The sequence below is a fragment of the Microcystis sp. LE18-22.4A genome (assembly GCF_027531105.1).
GTDB classification, from domain to species: domain Bacteria; phylum Cyanobacteriota; class Cyanobacteriia; order Cyanobacteriales; family Microcystaceae; genus Microcystis; species Microcystis aeruginosa.
This window is the reverse complement of the sequence record NZ_JAPZRB010000388.1, coordinates 1-20089: the sequence shown is the minus strand read 5'-3', so window position 1 is coordinate 20089 and position 20089 is coordinate 1. Positions and strand designations below refer to the sequence as shown.

Here is a 20089-nt window from a genome sequence, read left to right as displayed (position 1 = left end):
ATGGGAGTGATCAGGGGTAAATTCAGGGACTTTTTCCCTGAAAATTAGGTAATTGACCCCCTCAAAATCGGTAAAACCCCACACCCCACACCCCACACCCTACACCCTGCCCCTAGGAAAAACTTTTTCAGCAGACCCTATATAAGGGTTTCATCCCTTGTAACCCCCCTCCATTGCATAACAAAAACCGAAGAACCGGTGAGGCTAGTTTTTTGATTCTAGGGATTTTTCCTTGTCTCCTAATTCCCAGTAATTGAGCAGGATGGCATTAACTATATTACCGATCACATTTAATACGGTTTTAAAGCCATCGGTCAACCGATCGACCCCTGCCACTAAAGCCACTCCCTCTAATGGTAAACCCGCCGCCGATAATACGGTAGTCATGGTAATTAATGCGCTGCCGGGGACTCCAGGGGTACTAAAAGAAACCAATAAACCACTCAATGCGATCGCTAATAACAAAGAGGGACTTAAAGGAACTCCGTAAACCTGAGCGATAAAAAGAGCATTAAATCCCTGTAAAATTGCCGAACCATCGCGTTTTAGTACCGTTCCCAAGGGAATAGCGAAACTGGCGATATCTTCGGGTAAACCGTATTCTTGAATTTCCCGCAAAACCACGGGTAAAGCGGCGTTAGAACTAGCAGTACCGAAAGCTAAGGATAAAGATTCCGATAAAGAGCTAAAAAAGCGTCGAGGTTCTCCTTTGAGGGCAAAAAGGAGCAAAACATACACCCCAATCATCAAGGCGCTGGCCAAAAACAGACCAAAAACATAGAAAAAAAGTCTCGCCACTAATTCTAATCCCTGGGTGGCGATAACCGAAGCAATCAGAGCAAATACCCCCACAGGTGCTAGATAAAGAATCACCGATAGAATTCTCTCGCTGATTAGATAAAGACTGTCTATCAACAGAATAAAAGGTTTTGCCCCCTCTTTAGCCAGTCCGATGCCGATACTAAATAAAACTCCCGTCACGATTACCTGTAAAAGATTGCCCCCGGTAAGAGCTTCTAGGGGATTAACCGGGATTAAGCTAATCAGCCAATCTCTCAAGGATACCGGTGTATTGGTGGTCATGGCGGCATTAGTGGCAAATCCCTCTAAACCTATCCCCGGTTTTAATAACAACGCCGTCGCCATGCCGATTAACAGAGCAAGTGTACTGGTTAGCAGATAGCCAGTCATCAATCTGAGTAAATATCTACCGATCCGCGCCGCATTCTGTACCCGGGTTAATCCTAAAATAAGGGAAGAAAAAACGATCGGCACCACCACAAATTGAATTAAGCGCAGAAAAACCTGTCCCACCGGCGCGAGAATATAGTCATCTAAAGGTAGGATTAGCGCAGGAAAAAAACCATTCAGCAGCGCACCGAAAACAATTCCCGCACCCAGGGCGACTAAGATCAGGTTAGATAAATTCATGAGGTTAAGTTGAGAATTCCGAGACTAATTTGGGGCAGTATAGCACTAGGCTAATCTCATCGAACCCTTCTGTCATCTTTTGCCACAAAAGGGAGAGATGAGCCAATAAAAGCCCATCTCTTGCTAATTTATCGCTCTACTTTAGTGACAGCCAAGAAGACTTTACTTGTTACCATTACCTTGCATAGCTAAAACCGCATCGCGCAGTTTATCCGGCACTTCTTGCAGGTGATCCTCATCCCACTGGAAAAAACCGACACCCATAGTCAAAGAACGCAATTCAACGATAAAATCGTGCATTTCCGCTTGGGGTAGATAGGCCGTTACCTGATCCCAACCTTTCCACTCCGCAGAAGCTTCAAAACCCTGAATTTGACCGCGTTTACCACTGATTAACTGTAAAACCTTGGCGGTGTATTCTGAGGGAGCGAGAACCGTCACCGATAGAATTGGTTCTAATAAGACCGGATGACATTTAGGCAGTCCCTCCGTCATCGCTAGACGGGCCGCTTGTTTAAAAGCTTGTTCGGAACTATCGACACTGTGATAGGAACCATCGGTGAGAGTAACATCGATATCCACCACGGGGAAACCCAAAGGACCATGACCGAGATATTCCCGCACTCCCGTTTCCACCCCGGGGATATACTGTTTCGGGACAACACCACCGACAATGGTTTCATGGAAGTGGAAACCTTCCCCCCGGGCCAGGGGTTTAATATCGAGATACACATCACCAAAAGCACCGTGGCCGCCGGTTTGGTGTTTATAGCGTCCGTGGGATTTGGTACTGGTTTTGATCGTTTCCTTGTAGGGAACTTGGGGTAAATGGGTGGTCATCGGTAGATTATACTTGCGCGCTAGGCGATCGAGGGCCACTTGCAGATGAATTTCTCCCTGTCCCCAAAGAATCACTTCTTTAGTATCACCGTGTTGTTCCCAGTAGAGGGAAGGATCTTCTTCGATCAGTTTTGTCAAAGCTGAACTTAATTTCACTTCATCCTTGCGATTGGCGGCGGCAATGGCCAAGGCAAAGACGGGTTTGAGTTGTAAACCTTTGGGAAGATCGGGTTTTTGACTGCCGCTGCTCACCACGTCTCCGGTGGCGATTCCCTCCAAACGACCGAGAGCGACAATTTCCCCCGCTTGGGCCTGCGGTAAGGGTTGCTGTTGTTGTCCCATGAGACGATAGATACCACCAATCCGCACACCGTTCAAGGCCATGCCATCGTTAAGGGTTCCCTGCCAGATTCGCCCTAGGGAGAGGCGACCGCCCTGGGGAGTAAAATAGGTTTTGAGGATTTGTACCACTGCATCTCCATCCGCACTGGGATCGAGACCGCGACGGTTGGCGGTAATTGTCGGGGCCGGCGCTTCTTCCACTAAAGCGGTGAGGAGATGACGCACACCATAGTCCCGTTCCGCCATACCGAAGAACACAGGTACTATCTGATCGGCTCCCAGTTCTTGTTTTAAGTCTTGGAGAATTTCTTCCCGGGAGGGGTTAATATCTTCGAGGAGTTCTTCTAAAAGATGATCATCAAATTCGGCGATCGTTTCCAGCATTTCTTGTCGAGCGATCTGTTCTTCTTCCTTGAGGTGGTCGGGTAAAGCGACAGGATCGGCGGGACTGTTAGCATGGTAATGATAAGCCTGTTCGTTGATTAAATCGATGAATCCGATAATTTCGTTGTTCTGACGGATAGGATATTGCTGGGGAACGAGGGGACGACTAGAAACGGATTTGAGAGCTTGTAGGACTTCGTTAAAGTGACTATTACAGCGATCCATCTTGTTGATGAAGATTAGATGCGGAATTTCCCAATCATCGAGGAATTTTAGCAAGGGAGCCAGGGTGAGAACTCGATCGACCACCGGTTCACAAACGATAATAGCAGCACCGGCCCCGACGAGGGCATTATAGGTTTCACTGGCAAATTCGATCGAACCGGGGCAATCGAGAAAGGTAAAATTTAGGTCTTGGTATTGACTATGGGCAACGGAAACTTCTACACTCATCTGTCGATCCCGCGCTTGCGTGGAACTATCACCAACGGTATTGCGATCGCTAATTTTACCTTTTCTGGTGATGGCTCCTGTTACGAAAAGTAAACTTTCCAGTAAGGAGGTTTTTCCACTGGAGTAGGGGCCGACAAGGGCCACATTACGGGTGTTTGCTCCGATACTTTGATTCATACAGATACCCCCAAGAATGATTTAGTGATTAGTTGCGGCGATTGGGCGATATTTACACTCGATCGCCCTAGGAAATATACTGTCATAGCACTGAAAATTACTCTCAGGACGTAGTTAGAAGCGAAAGGCCTGTCTTGCCATAATTTTGCCCAGTGCTACAGGTGTATTCTTTCCTACTTTTCACCCTAACTCAGTCTCAAGCATTACATCCCATTCTCGCAATCTCTTGTAAAGTCTTACCTACTTTTAGTTAAGGAACTTGAATAAATGTTAACTAGGGTTTGCTAAATAAGTTTTTCGTGGGTGTGGGGTGTGGGGTGTGGGGTGTGGGGTGTGGGGTGTGGGGAAATGGGGAAATGGGGAAATGGGAAAATGGGGAAATGGGGAGAATAAATAAAAATAATCTCCTGTCTCCTGAATCGGAGTCTCCTGAATCGGAGTCTCCTACCTCCAGGAAAAATTTTTTCAGCAAATGTTAACTAAGCTGTTGACTATCGAGAGTCTTTCTCATCAACTGGACTCACAAAAACGAGATGCAGCCTGATATAGTGAGAGGTCGGGATGATGTTTATCAAGCAATTTTTATGTTAAAAGCTGGAATCGTGGGACTGCCAAATGTGGGTAAATCGACCCTATTTAACGCTCTGGTGGCTAATGCCAAGGCCGAGGCCGCTAATTTCCCCTTTTGTACCATTGAACCGAATGTGGGTGTGGTATCCGTCCCCGATGAACGTCTGGAGGTTTTGGCTAAAATCTCTAATTCTGAGAAAATCGTGCCGACGCGGATTGAATTTGTCGATATCGCCGGATTAGTCAAGGGTGCTAGTCGCGGGGAAGGATTGGGTAATCAATTTTTGGCTAATATCCGGGAAGTGGACGCGATCGTTCATGTGGTGCGCTGTTTTGATAATGATGATATTATTCATGTTTCCGGTTCCGTGGATCCGGCCCGGGATATCGAGGTGATTAATCTAGAGTTAGCTCTAGCGGATTTGGGACAGGTGGAGAAGCGGGTGGAACGTTTACGCAAACAGGCGAAAAATAGCAAGGAAGCCGCCGAAGAATTGGCTATCCTTGAAAAAATCCTAATTTGTCTTAATGACGGTATTTCGGCGCGAAAAGTGGATTTAAGCAAAGAGGAAGAAGAATTAATTAAAAATCTCGGTTTATTGAGTCGTAAACCGATTATTTATGCCGCTAATGTGAGCGAAGATGATCTGGCCACGGGTAATGATTGGGTAGAAAGTGTCCGTCAAATTGCCCAACAGGAACAGGCCAAAGTTGTGATCGTTTCTGCTCAAGTAGAATCGGAATTAGTGGAATTGTCGGAGGAAGAAAGAAAAGATTTTCTCGGTTCTTTAGGGGTAGAAGAAGGGGGATTAAAATCTTTAATTAAAGCTACCTACGAGTTATTAGGACTGCGTACCTATCTCACCACCGGACCCCAAGAAACCCGCGCATGGACGATTATTGCCGGTATGAAAGCACCCCAAGCAGCCGGAGTTATTCACTCGGATTTTGAACGGGGTTTTATTCGTGCGGAAACCGTGTCTTATCAGGATTTAGTTAATAGTGGCACGATGAGCGCTGCTAAAGAAAAAGGTTTAGTCAGAAGTGAAGGCAAGGAATACATTGTTCAAGAGGGTGATGTTTTACTATTCCGTTTTAATGTTTAGCTAAAATGAGTCAGGTGGGTGGCACTCACCTGATCAAAAGGTTGAATTTGGCGTTGTCAATAGCTGTAGGGCTAATTCATGAATTAGCCCTACAATAGGCTTTGTCAAACTGAAAGATGCTGCGAATTTTTGTCATAAACAATCTCTCAGCTTTTTTTACTCACTTTGGTTAACATTAAACTGAATTTTTTATCTCTTGACATCCTCTAATTTATATTCTATAATCAGGTGTAGTGGCAAGTTCTTGTTTAATCAAGATGGCGATGTTCTCTGTTCACTAAAAGACTGGTTTGGTAGGAATGCAGTCAAGGCTAAAAATAGTCTATCTATTCAACAACCCGCAAGGGGAAACGGTCAAATCAAGCGCAGTAAATGAAAGAGCAAGGATTGTTATTTTCCGAAGATAGCCTGTTACCTGAAAAACTCCCGCAAATTCAGGAATTACGACCTTCTAACAATCTTTCCGCAGTTTTTGAAGAGTGCCATAATTATATTTACGCCAACGAAGGAATGCTCAAAGACAAGATTTTTCACGAGATGGTTAAACTAATCATCATCAAACTTCATGATGAAAAATCTGCCAAGCAATCTGTAAATTTTGGCGTTACAGCAAGTGAATATAAAGCCATCGTAGCAAATAAGTACGATGAATTTATGTCGCGTCTCAGTCAATTATTTACCTCCATCAAGAATCATTATCGGGGATTTTTCACCGATGACACATTCAAGTTAAAACCTTTGACTCTTGCTTATATTGTAGGCAGGTTACAGTACATTAATTTAACTAAAACATCTGGCGATATAAAAGGGGAAGCCTTTCAGACTTTTGTAAATAGACACCAGCGTGGAGATAGGGGAGAATTTTTTACCCCTCACCCAATTGTCCGCCTTGCGGTTGAAATGATAGACCCCAAACCAAACGAAAAAATTATCGACCCTGCTTGCGGAAGTGGTGGTTTTTTAATTCAAGCAATAAACCATGTTCGACAAAATAATCCAGAGTTCAATATAGCAAGTTTTGTGCAAGAAAGTATTACAGGAATTGAATTTAATCCCGATGTCGCCCTTTCGGGAATGATTCGTTTAGTTTTTGAAGGTGGCACAGGTTCAGAAATTATCTGCACTAATGCGCTTATCGAAGATGAAAAATTAAATAATTCTTTTGATGTTATCTTGACCAATCCTCCTTTCGGAAATAAAGGCAAAGTAGAAGACCAGAAAATTCTTCAATCATATCTTCTCGCCAGGAAATGGCATAAATCAGCGTCCAATAGTTGGCAAGTTTCCCCAACCGTTTTAGCGGGTCAGTCGCCCGATATTTTATTTATTGAGAAATCTATAAAATTATTGCGGGCAGGTGGACGCATGGCGATTATTCTGCCCGATGGTCTATTACAAAATATCTCTAATGGACCGATTCGGCATTGGTTGCGCTCCCAAACAAAAATATTAGGTGTTGTTTCCATACCGCCGGAAGCCTTTGTACCCTACGGCACAGGAATCAAAACATCACTTTTAGTAGTTCAAAAATTACCAGCAAACCATGATTCTTGTTTTATGGCACAAATCAAAAAAATAGGCTATGACGTTAAAGGACAAACAATATATAAGCGCAACGAGTCGGGAGTTATAGCCCGAAAAAAATCAGGTTTGCCAATAGTTGACGATGATATAGATGATATTTCTCAATCTTTTAGGTCATTTATCAATGGGGAATTTGCACAAAACAGCGATTGTATTTATACAGTTAAGAATACCCTGCTCAATTCGAGACTGGATGCCGAACATTATTTACCCAATGACCAAAAATTATTAGAACATCTAAAATCTATTGGGGCGAAACCTTTAGGTGAAATTGCCGATATTTTGAGAGCTGCGGCTGATTTTCGTTTAGCTAGGGACAGTGAAATTAGATATATCGCTATTTCCGATGTTGATTATCGTACAATGCAAGTTGTTTCTCAACAAATAATCAAGGCACATGAGGCCCCATCTCGCGCAACTTATAGATTGTACAAAGGCGATATTATTACAGCAATTTCAGGAGCAAGCACGGGAAGTCCACGCCAAGCAACAGCCCTAATCACGGAAGATGAAGACGGAGCAATTTGCTCAAATGGATTTTCAGTATTAAGAAATATTCAGGGAGTCGAGCCTTTGTTTTTATTAGTATATATGCGAACAGACTTTTTTTTGCGTCAGATTAAAAGGTACATGACAGGTCATGCTATTCCTACTATTTTAGTAGATGATTTGTCTAAAGTTTTAGTGCCTATTCCACCCAAATCTAAACAGCAGAGAATCGCCAAAAGTATGGCTGAAATTCAAGCAATTAGAAAAGAAGCGTTAAAGGCAAGTGAGAATGTTGTTAACGAAATGAGTCTTCTACTTGGCCAATTTGAGTAAGGCAAAAAGCAGGTTAAGCTTAGAACAAGTCTTAATACTAAATCCGGTTATTAAACACTGATTATCTATTACCACTTTTGCCTGTCCTGATATGTAGCCTATACTCAACGGATTTAGTATCAGTCCCTAGTCGGGGAGAAGAATATAAAGAATTATTAAATTGTAGCTTTTGCTACAGTTGTGGGGGGGAGAATGTGTATTGTCTCTTCCGTCTGCCTTTGGCGTTGGGTTAGGCTGTTGCTTGACCAAGCTGCAAGGAAGACGATAGTTGCCTCTATTCACCCGTTTGCTCAATCAAGATGATTAAAAACCGATTAATTCCCACCCTAGCTTTAGCTGGCGCAACTTCTCTCGCTGCTATGCTCACTCCTGTGGCAGCAACGGCCGTTACTTTTACTGTTAACCGCAGTTGGAGTAATGGTAGTAATAACGCTTCTTTAGTGGGAACCGTAGATGTGCCAATAGGTAGCTATACTATCAACTCAACTGGTACTCCCAATCCCTTTACCAACGTTAACCTTACCTTGACAGTTAATGGTACTCCTTTTACTTTAGATACTGTCGTCATTCCTAGTGGCTCTATCAGCGGAACAGGGCAATTTTTGGTTAATGCCACATCTTCAACGTTAACTTTTAATACAAACGTTTCTGGTTTTAACGCGGCCAGAGTAAGGTTTCAGAACTCAGGAAATCCGTTCGGCAACAGGTGGTATGAAATCGGTACTTTCCTTGACTTCTTCACTTTTCAGCTTGTGAATTTTGAAGGTTCAATCGCTTCACCTGGTTTCACCGAGGTTGTAGCTTCAGTATCTTTACCCGTAACTTTTGGGACAGCACAAACAGCACAACAAGTACCTGAACCCGCCTCCCTCTTTGGTCTTGGAGTCCTCGGTACTCTCGGCGCAGCTTCAACCCTCAAACGCAAACTAAAGCCATCCAAATCAGCCGAAAAAGAAACCACAAAAGTAGGCTAAATTGCTCACCAAAAATACAATAAATGCCCCTTCAATTAGCCAGTTGAGGGGGGTTTATTTTTAGTCCATGTTTCTATTTAGGGTTTGCTGAATAAATGTGAAATATAGACGAGTTAAGGGTTTTAGTGTCCTGTTTTGCTCTCACAGGTGCAAGATTTTGAGAGAATCGTGGTTCAAAACCTTGCGTCTTCATCGGCCCGCGTCCTGTAGGGGCGAAGCATTCGGGCAATAACCTATCGGTGAAACCGTAGATTTTCTATCCGAATGCTTCGCCCGTACTTTTTCAGCAAGCCCTATTCATTGATTTTTTTGATCCAATGGCAACTTTTACATCAATAGAGTCAAATTCAATGAGTATGGTGATTTTGTGCTACAATAGAGTTCTGTTAAAAGTAAAAAGAACAATCAATTACCATGAATAGCAAGACAGAAATCACTATTCAAGTTCCTTTAGAAATTGCTAGATATTACGCTAAAATTAAACCCAATGACCGAGGGAACATAGAAAACAAATTAACTGAAACTATTCAATTAGAATTAGAAAAATATCGTCAAAAAGCAGCGGCGAGATTATCACCAATTATGGATCAAGCTAGTGATGAAGCAGAAGCTAACGGATTAACTCCAGATATTTTAGCCTCTATTTTAGAACAAGATGAGAGTTAATCACATTACTAAAAACGGATTAGCTGTAGGGCTAATTCCGGAATTAGCCCTACAATAGGCGTTGTTATTCTGATCTGACAACGCCGATAAATCAACAGAGATTCTCAATTCGCTCGGGAAATGTGCGTCGCCAGGGCCGCCGATTGTAGGATGGGGGTAGTGGTGACGGAATCCGTCGCTAGGGTAAAGAGAGGATTGGAGAGGATACCGGCCAGGGAAGTCGCCACTAGGGAGAGGACAATACCCACCTGTAGGGGACGCATCCCGGTAAGAGTCCAATTGATAACGGGGTAATTTTTCACCGCATCGGACATCTCTTGGGGTTCCTTGACCACCATCATTTTGACCACACGGATATAGTAGTAAATCGAGGCCACACTGGTGACTAAACCAACGAGGACGAGGGCATAAAGTCCCGCTTGCCAACCGGCCCAGAATAGATAAATCTTGCCAAAGAAGCCCGCTAGAGGCGGAATTCCCCCCAAAGAGAGCAGACAGATGCTTAAACAGAGGGTTAGCAGCGGATCTTTCTGGTAGAGTCCCGAATACTCAGCGATCTGATCGGTTCCGGTTCTCAGAGCAAAGAGAATCACACAGGCAAAAGCCCCTAGGTTCATGAACAGGTAAATTAACAGATAGAAAATCATGCTAGAGTAACCCGCGTCAGTACCGGCGGTTAAACCAATCATGACAAAACCCGCCTGACCGATCGAGGAATAGGCTAACATCCGTTTCATGCTAGTTTGGGCCAAGGCGACCACGTTGCCGAGGATCATACTCAAAATTGCTAGAGCGATAAAGATAAACCGCCATTGTTCGCTCACTAGACCGAAAACCGTCACTAATAGGCGAATTGCTAGGGCAAAACCGGCCGCTTTGGAACCCACCGAGAGGAAAGCCACCACGGGAGTGGGTGAACCTTCGTACACATCGGGAGTCCACTGGTGAAAGGGAACCGCCGAAATTTTGAAGGCGATACCAGCAATCACAAACACTAATGCGATCGCTAAGGCCAAGGACTGACCACCGTTAACATCGGTTAATTTTTGGGCAATGGCACTTAAACTGGTTTCACCTCCGGATAAACCGTAGAGAAGGGAAACACCATAGAGGAAAATCGCCGAACTAGAAGCTCCAATTAACAGGTATTTTAAAGCGGCCTCGTTCGATCGAGGATCCCGCTTCATGTAACCGGTCATTAGATAGGAGGAAATACTGAGCATTTCTAGGGAGATGAAGATCATCACCAATTCACTAGCGCCAGATAGGAACATTCCCCCGAGGGTCGCGGTGAGCATAATGGCTAAAAATTCCGCTAGGGAGGTTCCCGCTTGTTCCACATAACGGATAGACATCAGCACTGTGGAGGCGGTAGAAAGGGCAATAATCCCCCTAAAGACGATACTGAGATTATCGCCCTCAAAAGCCCCTAAAAAAGCCACCGGTTTCGGATTGTCCCAGGTAAAGTAAAGAGCAACCACAGCAGCGAGCAGACCAGCGATCGCAACGTAGGGCAGCCAACTTCTGGCACTCCGTCCCACGATTAAATCGCCGATTAAAATCACCATCAGGGTAATAATCAGGATTCCTTCGGGCCAGATAACGCCGGCGTTTAGCTGACTGGCAACAAGACTAGAAAAATCCATATTGATTGAGGTTAAAGGAATTTGAAGTTAAAAAAGGCTTAATACAAGCTTAGGGCATTTCATCAGTGATTCAGTTATCAGTTATCAGTTATCAGTTATCAGATGTGAGTTTTCAGTTCACCGATCGCAGCTATCGGGTCAAAATATCTAAAAACCCAGATAAATTTGACATAATCTTAGCTTTTATGGGTATTATAGTTATCTATTGTCTTTTTCCTCCTCCTGTCTCCGATTCTCGGAGTCTCGGATTCTTCTTACCTAACGGAGGATTTTTGATTTTTGCCGCCGAGCTAATTTCTGATGGTGACAAGTTGTCACCGAGATGTATCCACGTTAACAGGGAAAAAGTGAAACATCAGGAAATCATGACATAGACTAGCATCGTTAGTTGTCGTTGAAGGATTCTGGTAAAATCAGGCTAGGGAAACCCCCGAAAAATCAATTGTTTTTGAGCCATCCGCTTGATTTTGTTGTTGAAAAACTTTCTAGTTCGCTCAATCCTTTTCCTTTAGCGATCGCTTGAATGAGTAACGAAACCTATCTCAATCATCCCACTTTCGGTCTATTATACAGAGTGTGTCTATTAGAAGAACATCAGGAATTATTCACCACTCTTTATGCCCAACGTCTTTTTTTTCTGGTGACGGTGGGACCCAAAAAAGTCTCGTTCGATCCGATTAGTCGTTCCGATGCTCGTCTTTTGGTGGAAAACCGGCTGCGGAATTTGCGACGGCGCAGTAATATGCAAGAATTTAACAGTCTCAACCAAACTTATCAACAAACCTTTTCAGTCTAGTTCATGACGATCGCTAGTCGTATCGAGTCAATCCGTCTTACCCTACCCCCCTCCACGCGCCTGATTGCCGTCAGTAAACAGGTATCGAGCGATTATATCCGTCAAGCTTACCGGGCAGGAGTGAGAGATTTTGCTGAAAGTAAGCTACAGGAAGCAATCTCGAAGCAGCAAGAACTAAAAGACCTCCCAGATATTTATTGGCACTTTATCGGGCATCTACAGGCAAATAAAGCCCGCAAAGTCCTAGAATCTTTTGATTTAATCCATTCCCTCGATAGTTTAAAATTAGCCCAAAGACTCGATCGCCTAGCGGCGGAATTAGAGATTAATCCCCAAGTTTTGCTACAGGTGAAAGTTATCCCCGATCCCGACAAGTTCGGTTGGGACACGGACGAACTGATAGCAGATATTCCTGCTTTAGTCAACTGTCAACAGCTAAAAATTCAAGGTTTGATGACAATTCTGCCCCAGGGATTATCCGCCGGGGAAAAGTTAGCCGCCTTTGAAAAAACCAGCGATTTAGCCCAAATAATCGAGAATAGCTCTAGTTTATGCCTGCCTCATCTATCCATGGGGATGTCTAACGATTATCCTCTGGCTATCAAGGCTGGAGCCACTTTGATCCGGGTGGGAACCAGCATCTTTGGCGATCGTATTTACTGAACCATCTCCGTAAATTTACAGAAAAAACTCCTAGGAATTTTAATAATCGGTGACAATATATCTTAAGATTACAGCGTCTGGTCTAGAAACCGGTGGTTAGAAATGAGGAATTGACTTTTTCCCAATCCCTGAAAACTATCCCCTGATAACTGATAACTGAAAAGAGGGAACTAACCGCTGCCTCCAGACGACTAGAATGACGAACCCTGAACAAAATAGTTCTCCTGTACCAAGTGAGAACAAAAGTTGTTAAAGGCCACTAAAATAACCCCGACTCTAGCCAAGACCACCTAAAAAATCTTTTGAAGGACACTTAGACTGTGAACAACATTTTTACCAAACTCAAAGATTTTGTCGGCATCTCCGAACAACCAGAAGACGAAGACGAAACCGACTACGAAGAAATGAACTGGGAAAAGTCTTCCCCCCAAGATAGGGATCAAAACGAAGAAGAAGATCCCCTCAATCGTCGTCAACGCGAACCTTTAAATCTCAGTACAGCCACATCTATGGGACTCAACAGAAGCAACGTGATCGGTATGCCAGGTATTAACAACAATAATGCAGAAGTAGTCGTGATCGAGCCCCATTCCTTCGAGGAAATGCCCCAAGTTATCCAAACCCTGAGAGAACGCAAATCGGTGGTGTTAAACCTCAACGTCATGGATCCCGAAGAAGCACAAAGAGCCGTGGATTTTGTCGCCGGTGGCACTTACGCGATTGATGGTCATCAAGAACGCATCGGTGAGAGTATTTTCCTATTTACCCCCAGCTGCGTTAAAGTTAGCACCCTTTCCGGAACTATTCACGATATCACCGACAACCCGAAAATGGCTCGTCCCGTTTCCCCCGCAGCTGCTTGGGGAGCCGAAAGCAGTCGATTAGCTCAATGAATCCTCCCATAGTCCTCTCGTTAAGTTTGTCGAAGCTAAAAATCGATCGATTCTCGAGAGGATGCGTTTTTTTGGGGGTAAGACCTCTAAATCTGCCTTTTTTTCTGTTTACTTTTTACTTTAAATAATACTGTGTCTATTCGTTTAGGAATTATTGGCGGTGGAGTGATGGCCGAGGCCATTCTCAGCCGTTTATTAAAAAAAAATATTTATAGTCCCGAAACGGTGTTAGTCAGTGAACCCCAATCCCAACGGCGCAACTTTTGGGTTAATACCTACGGAGTACAAGTCAGTGAGGATAACCGGGAAGCCGCTAGAGCAACTGAGGTGTTAATCTTAGCGATAAAACCGCAAATTTTAGAGCAAGTAGTGAATAGTTTGCTGGGAATACCCGAAAAACCCTTGATTATCTCGATTTTAGCAGGAGTTACCCTCAATCGCTTAGAAATGGGCTTTCCCGATCGCCCTGTGATCCGGACGATGCCCAATACCCCCGCCACGGTGGGACAAGGGGTTACAGCGATCGCACCCGGTCGTCATGCGGAACCGGAACATCTGGCCGTAGCCAGAGATATTTTTGCTGCGGTCGGTTCGGTGGTGGAAGTTCCCGAAGCTTTGATGGACGCGGTAACGGGATTATCGGGATCGGGCCCGGCATTTGTGGCCTTGATGGTGGAAGCTTTAAGCGATGGTGGTGTGGCGGCCGGATTACCGCGAGCGATCGCATCTCAATTGGCCCTAGAAACAGTTTTGGGGACGGCAACCCTATTAAAAGAATCGGCCATACATCCGGGTGAATTAAAGGATCGCGTCACTAGCCCCGGGGGAACGACGATTGCCGGGGTGAGACAATTAGAAAAAGGCTCTTTTCGATCGACTATTATCGAGGCAGTGGTGGCGGCCTATCATAGATCTAAAGATTTAGGGCGTAGTTCTGAAAAGTAATCTTTGTATCTTTTTTAATCCATAATTAGGTAGGCGTTAAAAATTATCAGACACCCCCCTTATCAAGGGGGGACTAAGGGGGGATCGAACCTAAAATCCATTTTTAATTTAATTATAACCATCTACTTAACTGATGTCTCGATTTGTGATAAGATACGCAGCAATTCTTGTCCAGAAAAAGTGTATGAATAGGAAATCCGATCGTTTTGATTTAATGGCATTAATTGCCATTGCAGTTTTTTTCCTGGGAATTGTTTTCTGGAAAGTCCCGCTTCATTATCCCTATATCCTTAATTTTGATGAAGCGGTGGCCATGGTACTTGCCTACGTCACTAAACAAGGTTATCATCTCTACGAACAAGTTTGGCACGATCATTTATCGGGTTTATCTCTTTTACTAAATGGTTGGTTAAGCGTGACAGGATTTACTATCCATGCGGCGCGCATTATGGTGCTTTCTTTGTCCACAATTATGTTAGGAATTTTTTATCTAATTCTGAGAGTTAATTGCGGAATATTAGCCTCTTGTTTATCGGTATTCATTCTCTCAACCTGTCTAGTTTATATTACCCTGTCAACGACAATGTTGCGGGAATTACCCTCACTTTTTTTTACAATTTTAAGTATTTGTATCATCTTTAAAGCCCTTCAATCCACGGGTAAGCTTAAGTATGGGCTGTATTTACTCAGTGCCATTGCTTTCGTTTTTTCCCTGCAAATTAAACTTTCAGGCATTACTATTATCCCAACTGTAGCTTTAATTATTTTTCTTAATCAACAGAATAGTTTTATTAAAAGAATCATTGATATTGTTATTTGGTCAGTCGCTGTCGTTTTAGTCTTTGTCTTGGGTTCCCTGACTATTTTTCCTTTTTCCTACGAAAATATTATTAAATCTCATGTCAGTGTTGCCGCTAGTTTCGGTGAAGAAAATCTCACCTTATGGACTCTCTTGCAAAGCGCCCTACAACACGAACCAATTTATCTGATCGTCACAGCGATCGCTATTATAGCGATGGTTTTTACTCGCAATATAATACCACTTTTACCGCCCTTGATCTGGTTGGGTTCTAATCTGTTCAGATTTGCCACAGTCGCCCCAATTTGGCCCTATTATTATATCCATTTAATTATTCCCGCCGTTTGGATAATTGCCTTATTTGTCGAACAGTTAAAAATTAGTGATAGTCTCGGGGAATTTAGGCAAAATCGCAAAATAACCCAGGAATTAGTTCTCAAAATGCTGATTTTTATCCCCCTGTCTGGTCAATTTATCTTTAATACCTTAAGAATAATCACCAATCGTGATCCCTCAATTAATGCCTATGTTCAATTTAATAAAAGGTATAAACCTCTTTTAGCAGAAGCTGTGTTTGAAAAATTTAAAAACTCCGATAAACTTCTGTTAACCGATAATCCTCACTACATATATAAATATTTTTTGAACACACCCCCAGAAACTGCTGTCATAACCAGAAAGAGATTTATCAATCAGAATCTTGATGGGAATTTTATCCTAGAAGTTATCGAAAAAAGACAGCCCGATTTGGTTTTTCTCTATCGATTTGAAAAGGAATTTCTGCAATCACCAAAACTCAAGGATTATTTAGAGACAAATTATATCCAGTTTCCCGACAAGCAAGAAAAAGGAACTCTCTTTATCAGTCCGAAAACTTGGCAAGAATATCAAAGTAAGGATAATTAGAAATTGTGGACGGGGACTATTAACGTTTTTTCTTTTTTACCGGTTTTTGAGCCACTTTTCGAGAACGTTTATAGGCCGATCCGATCCAATCACTACAACTATGACTCATCGCTCCTAATTCTAAACCCAGGAAAATAGCGATCGCTACCCGGGGATACTGTTGCCATAATGCGAGCGCTTGCTGCGGCCACAGTCGCCAATCCCAGTCTATACCCCAGAAACTTTGCAGGATCGGAATGATGACGATCGCCGCTAGTAAAAGAAAACTACCCAGATAAAATAACCGAAAAATTGTGCCGATCAATAAACCGTGGGATAACCAACCGCGATGACGGATCATAGAACGATAGGGTAGCCACAACCAGCGCAGATAACCCCAACGTTTGTATTGTACCGAGTGGATGTCAAGATCCGGTCCAAACAGAAATCCGCTAAACAAATAACTGGCCAACAGTAACAGGGTTAATTTACCACTGCCACTGACCAAAAAACTCGCCCCCGCAATCGGTGGCAGCAGAATTAGGGTAATGCGATCGTGAGTTCGACCAGAGGGCATCGGAAAAAAATTAACTCGCTCAAAAAAATAATATACTTTTTTGAAAATATATGTTATACTGAGAAAGTACGAAATTGAGTCGGGCGTTTAGCTCAGTGGTAGAGCGCCTGCCTTACAAGCAGGATGCCGTAAGTTCGACCCTTACAACGCCCATTTTATTCGATCCTTGCCTAGTCAAGCTCTCACTCCCGATCGCTGGGTTAGATTAAAACTATTGAGGGGAATTGCTACTGGAAGGCAAAATTGCGACTATTTGCTAGTAAGCTAGTCAGTAGGTACTAGGATTAATTCGTCGCGGCACACCGGTTATATGGCCAATTGGAAATGTATTAAAAATTGTGGAGCTTGTTGTCAACTAAATCCCGATGAGCGTCCTGACTTAGAAGAATATCTGACTCCCGCACAATTAAGTCAATATCTCAGCATGGTGGGGGAAGAAGGTTGGTGTATAAACTTCGATCGCCAAACCCGTCTCTGTACCATTTATGACCAGAGACCAGAATTTTGTCGTGTTCAACCCGATATTTTTGCCAAAATGTATCAAATTGAACCGGGAGAATTTGAGCAATTTGCGATCGATTGCTGTCATGAACACATTGAGGATCTTTATGGGGAAGATAGCCTAGAAATGAATAGCTATCGTCAGCAAGTAGGCTAAGATTTATCCCTATCCCAGAAATAACTCAGATGGGGAAGAAAATAAGTGGTCTGGTTATTGTCCCGATCCTCTCCATCGCTAAACCAGTGACCCACTTTCCGCACTTCTTAACATTCAATTAATGATTTTAATCAAATATTGCTTACAACCCTTTGCCAGTAAGGATTATAGCTACAATCATCGATTTCTGTCAATGTAAAGGATTGTAAACTTTTTTTATCATAAAAAATCAATTATTGAAAATGTTCTTAATAAGACCTCTTGTAAAAATCAAAAATTGTTGTTAGGGTTGGGAGTCAGTAGCCAGTAGTCAGGAGTCAGGAGAATTAAGAATGAATAATAATCAGTTAAATGGTCTATTTACAGACTTTATGCCATTTAATCCTTATTTTTGCCGTTTTTGAACCCTGAAAAATTAATTATGCAAGAGGTCTATAGTAGTTTCTACAATGAAGGTTTTTCGTTAAAACATCTTGGGGAATGTAAAAATATATAAAAGTATATGAAGATGTGGGGAATGTCGGCAAAAATTACGGAATCGATTGTTTCCCTGTTGAGGAGAAGTCTATAGGAAACTCAAAACCTCTAGTAGAGGTGCAGAGTTTGAGTTCAGGACAGGGAAAAACTATCATGGAAAAACTAGAAAAACAGCGCCGCAGACGCGGGGTTGTCCTTACCCCCACGGGACTAGAAAAATTACTTACTGCCAAACAAGAAGCGGAGTATCGGGATAATCGCGGTCATCGTTTCACCCTAGAAGTCCTCAGCGAGAAAACTCTTTTAGGGGTAGATACTCTGATGAAGGTATTTGCTTGTGAATCGGGAGTGGATAAACAAACCCTGAAACATTGTTTTCAAGCCTTTAATTTAACTTTAGAAAATAGCGATTATTATCGTCCTAACTTACCAGAAACTGATACTATTAATCCTCAACTATTGCCTGAGTTACCAGAGGGACAAGTCCCCCTCAATTCCCCCTTTTATATTCACAGAAACAATCTAGAACAGACTTGTTATCAACAGATATTGCGCGGGGGTAGTCTTATCCGGATTAACGCGGCCAGAAAAATGGGAAAAACTTCCCTGATGACTAGAATTATTAATTATGCACAACAACAGCAATACCATACACTTTATTTCAGTTTTCGGTTAGCAGAAAGCTCAATTTTTCAAGATTTAAATCACTGGCTGCGTTGGCTTTGCGTTAGTATTAGTCGCCAGTTAGATTTAGAAAATCATCTCCCACAGGATTGGGATGATTTCTTGGGGGGTAAAATTAACTGTAAAATCTATCTAGAAAAGCATATTCTCTCCCATCTCGATCACCCTTTAGTGATTGCCTTTGATGATCTTGAATATCTTTTATCCTATCCACAGCTAGGGGAAGAATTTTTTAGTATTCTGCACCTCTGGCACGAGGAAGGCAAAAACAAACCCCTCTGGCAAAAATTACGTTTAATTGTTGCCTATTCCCCTGCACAGGAGCTTGATAAAAACTCAGATACCTATCAATCTCCTTTTAGTCTTGGTTTACCGATCGAATTGCCTAATTTTACCAGCACACAAGTACGAGAATTAAGCCAAAGACAGGGATTAGATCAGAATTTTAACTCCGAAAAATTACGAATATTTCTAGGAGGTAATCCCTATTTAATTCGTCTTGCTTGCTATCATATTGCTCGGGGTGATTGTACCCTAGAAACCATTCTAGCTACTTCTATTGACGAGGAAAATAATATTTTTGCAGATCATCTTAAACGTTTACTTTCGCATCTGCAATACTTAAAGGGCAATTTAGCGGCTATCTTTGCTAAGGTGGTGATGGCAGAAAAAGACATAGAAATTGATTTAATTGCCGCTTTTCACCTAGAAAGTCTCGGACTGATTCACCGACAAGGTAAGTTTTGCCGAGTCAGTTGTCCTCTCTACCGTCAATATTTTAGCGAATATTTCCGGCAACGTTCTGTTTTTTTGCCGCAAAAAACTTCTCCCCTCGCCCAAAAAATTACGCTTGCTCACTTTGATACTTCCGAAAAAAGTCGCTATGCCATGTAATTTATAGTCCGTTAGGCGCTCGACTAACACAGCCTACGATTGTTAAAGTTATCACCATCAACATCCTCAACGAAAATCAACAATGTCATTATGGTGGGATAGGCTTGTAGTTCCTGTGTTTTACGAATAAAACTTTTCGTACTCATCTTGACATCCTCGCCGCCGTAAAACGGACGGCGATTCCCAAACCTCACGATTTGGGTTTCTGCTTCTTTCCCGAAGGATTTTTCGCACCTGCCTTAACAGATTTACTCTGTTCTGGTCTTATGGTCGCTCGACAGACTGACACCGCAAGCCCTGCGGCCAAAATATTTTTACTGGCGTTAATATCTCGGTCATGGTGAGTCCCACAGTCTGGACAATCCCACTCTCGAACATTTAACGGCATTTTCTCAGCAATATACCCGCAATTACTACACCGCTTAGAACTAGGAAACCATCTATCTATTTCGATGTAATTTCTCCCATACCAACGGCATTTATAGGCTAATTGTCGGGTGATTTCACCCCAGCTAACGTCAGATATTGCCTGAGATAATTTCGGGTTTTTGACCAGATTCTTGACGGCTAAATTCTCAACCACAATCGTTTGGTTTTCACGAACTAATTGAGTGGTTAGCTTGTGTAAATGGTCTTTTCTGCTATCGGTGATTTGAGCGTGAATCTTGGCTACTTTGATTCTTGCTTTTTCCCGATTTTTTGACCCTTTCTGTTTTCTAGAAAGGCTTTTTTGGGCATTTCGCAGTCTCCGATAATGCTTTTTAAAATGCTTGGGATTAGACACTTTATCGCCATCGCTGGTAATCACAAGGCTACTAATTCC

At 42.8% G+C, this 20089-nt stretch carries 16 protein-coding genes and 1 tRNA gene; 12 read left to right on the top strand and 5 right to left on the bottom strand.

From position 1 onward, the window contains the following. Positions 1-204 precede the first annotated feature (204 nt). Both O9295_RS17145 and O9295_RS17140 read right to left on the bottom strand, forming a co-directional pair. Positions 205-1431 (bottom strand): dicarboxylate/amino acid:cation symporter, encoded by a 1227-nt coding sequence (locus O9295_RS17145; protein ID WP_288034082.1) that lies wholly within the window; start codon positions 1429-1431, stop codon positions 205-207. Between the two features lie 162 nt (positions 1432-1593). Then, positions 1594-3627 carry an elongation factor G gene (locus O9295_RS17140; RefSeq protein WP_288034079.1) on the bottom strand — a complete coding sequence of 678 codons (2034 nt, stop codon included), beginning with the start codon at positions 3625-3627 and terminating at the stop codon, positions 1594-1596. Positions 3628-4211: 584 nt separating this feature from the next. Between O9295_RS17140 and ychF the strand changes: the two genes are divergently transcribed. The 4 genes from ychF (at position 4212) to O9295_RS17120 (ending at position 9349) form a co-directional block, all read left to right on the top strand. Then, complete coding sequence (ychF, locus tag O9295_RS17135) at positions 4212-5303, top strand: redox-regulated ATPase YchF (RefSeq protein ID WP_043996954.1); 1092 nt, start codon at positions 4212-4214, stop codon at positions 5301-5303. Positions 5304-5675: 372 nt separating this feature from the next. Continuing rightward, a complete protein-coding gene (locus O9295_RS17130; RefSeq protein ID WP_288034078.1) occupies positions 5676-7709 on the top strand; it encodes an N-6 DNA methylase in 2034 nt (677 codons plus the stop codon). A 299-nt stretch (positions 7710-8008) separates the two neighbouring features. After that, positions 8009-8683 (top strand): PEP-CTERM sorting domain-containing protein, encoded by a 675-nt coding sequence (locus O9295_RS17125; protein WP_288034075.1) that lies wholly within the window; start codon positions 8009-8011, stop codon positions 8681-8683. A gap of 414 nt (positions 8684-9097) precedes the next feature. Continuing rightward, positions 9098-9349: a hypothetical protein gene (locus tag O9295_RS17120; protein WP_288034074.1), complete on the top strand. Its 252-nt coding sequence runs from the start codon at positions 9098-9100 to the stop codon at positions 9347-9349. 104 nt (positions 9350-9453) lie between these two features. Here O9295_RS17120 and O9295_RS17115 read toward each other — a convergent pair whose 3' ends face one another. Continuing rightward, positions 9454-10995 carry an NAD(P)H-quinone oxidoreductase subunit N gene (locus O9295_RS17115; RefSeq protein WP_288034072.1) on the bottom strand — a complete coding sequence of 514 codons (1542 nt, stop codon included), beginning with the start codon at positions 10993-10995 and terminating at the stop codon, positions 9454-9456. A gap of 523 nt (positions 10996-11518) precedes the next feature. On the opposite strand from O9295_RS17115, the gene pipX reads away from it, so the two are divergent. The 5 genes from pipX to O9295_RS17090 all read left to right on the top strand — a co-directional run bounded on the left by pipX (position 11519) and on the right by O9295_RS17090 (position 15997). After that, positions 11519-11791, top strand: a complete 273-nt coding sequence (pipX, locus tag O9295_RS17110; protein WP_002796317.1) for a transcriptional coactivator PipX — start codon at positions 11519-11521, stop codon at positions 11789-11791. A gap of 3 nt (positions 11792-11794) precedes the next feature. Then, positions 11795-12454: a YggS family pyridoxal phosphate-dependent enzyme gene (locus tag O9295_RS17105; protein ID WP_012267872.1), complete on the top strand. Its 660-nt coding sequence runs from the start codon at positions 11795-11797 to the stop codon at positions 12452-12454. Between the two features lie 320 nt (positions 12455-12774). Then, a complete protein-coding gene (locus O9295_RS17100; protein WP_061432398.1) occupies positions 12775-13347 on the top strand; it encodes a cell division protein SepF in 573 nt (190 codons plus the stop codon). Positions 13348-13479: 132 nt separating this feature from the next. Further along, positions 13480-14292 (top strand): pyrroline-5-carboxylate reductase, encoded by an 813-nt coding sequence (gene proC / locus O9295_RS17095; protein WP_149988233.1) that lies wholly within the window; start codon positions 13480-13482, stop codon positions 14290-14292. A gap of 184 nt (positions 14293-14476) precedes the next feature. Then, complete coding sequence (locus O9295_RS17090; RefSeq protein WP_288034068.1) at positions 14477-15997, top strand: ArnT family glycosyltransferase; 1521 nt, start codon at positions 14477-14479, stop codon at positions 15995-15997. A gap of 19 nt (positions 15998-16016) precedes the next feature. On the opposite strand, the gene O9295_RS17085 is transcribed toward O9295_RS17090, so the two are convergent. Then, the gene (locus O9295_RS17085; RefSeq protein WP_288034067.1) at positions 16017-16553 is read right to left on the bottom strand and encodes a metal-binding protein; all 537 of its coding nucleotides are present in this window, start codon (positions 16551-16553) and stop codon (positions 16017-16019) included. Positions 16554-16634: 81 nt separating this feature from the next. Between O9295_RS17085 and O9295_RS17080 the strand changes: the two genes are divergently transcribed. The 3 genes from O9295_RS17080 to O9295_RS17070 all read left to right on the top strand — a co-directional run bounded on the left by O9295_RS17080 (position 16635) and on the right by O9295_RS17070 (position 19266). Next, positions 16635-16706: transfer RNA gene (locus O9295_RS17080), tRNA-Val, on the top strand. A 157-nt stretch (positions 16707-16863) separates the two neighbouring features. Continuing rightward, positions 16864-17211, top strand: a complete 348-nt coding sequence (locus tag O9295_RS17075; RefSeq protein WP_046662392.1) for a YkgJ family cysteine cluster protein — start codon at positions 16864-16866, stop codon at positions 17209-17211. A gap of 630 nt (positions 17212-17841) precedes the next feature. Further along, positions 17842-19266 carry an AAA-like domain-containing protein gene (locus O9295_RS17070; protein ID WP_288034065.1) on the top strand — a complete coding sequence of 475 codons (1425 nt, stop codon included), beginning with the start codon at positions 17842-17844 and terminating at the stop codon, positions 19264-19266. A gap of 190 nt (positions 19267-19456) precedes the next feature. On the opposite strand, the gene O9295_RS17065 is transcribed toward O9295_RS17070, so the two are convergent. Continuing rightward, a partial coding sequence (locus tag O9295_RS17065; RefSeq protein WP_288034062.1) for an RNA-guided endonuclease TnpB family protein occupies positions 19457-20089 on the bottom strand: 633 nt, incomplete at its 5' end.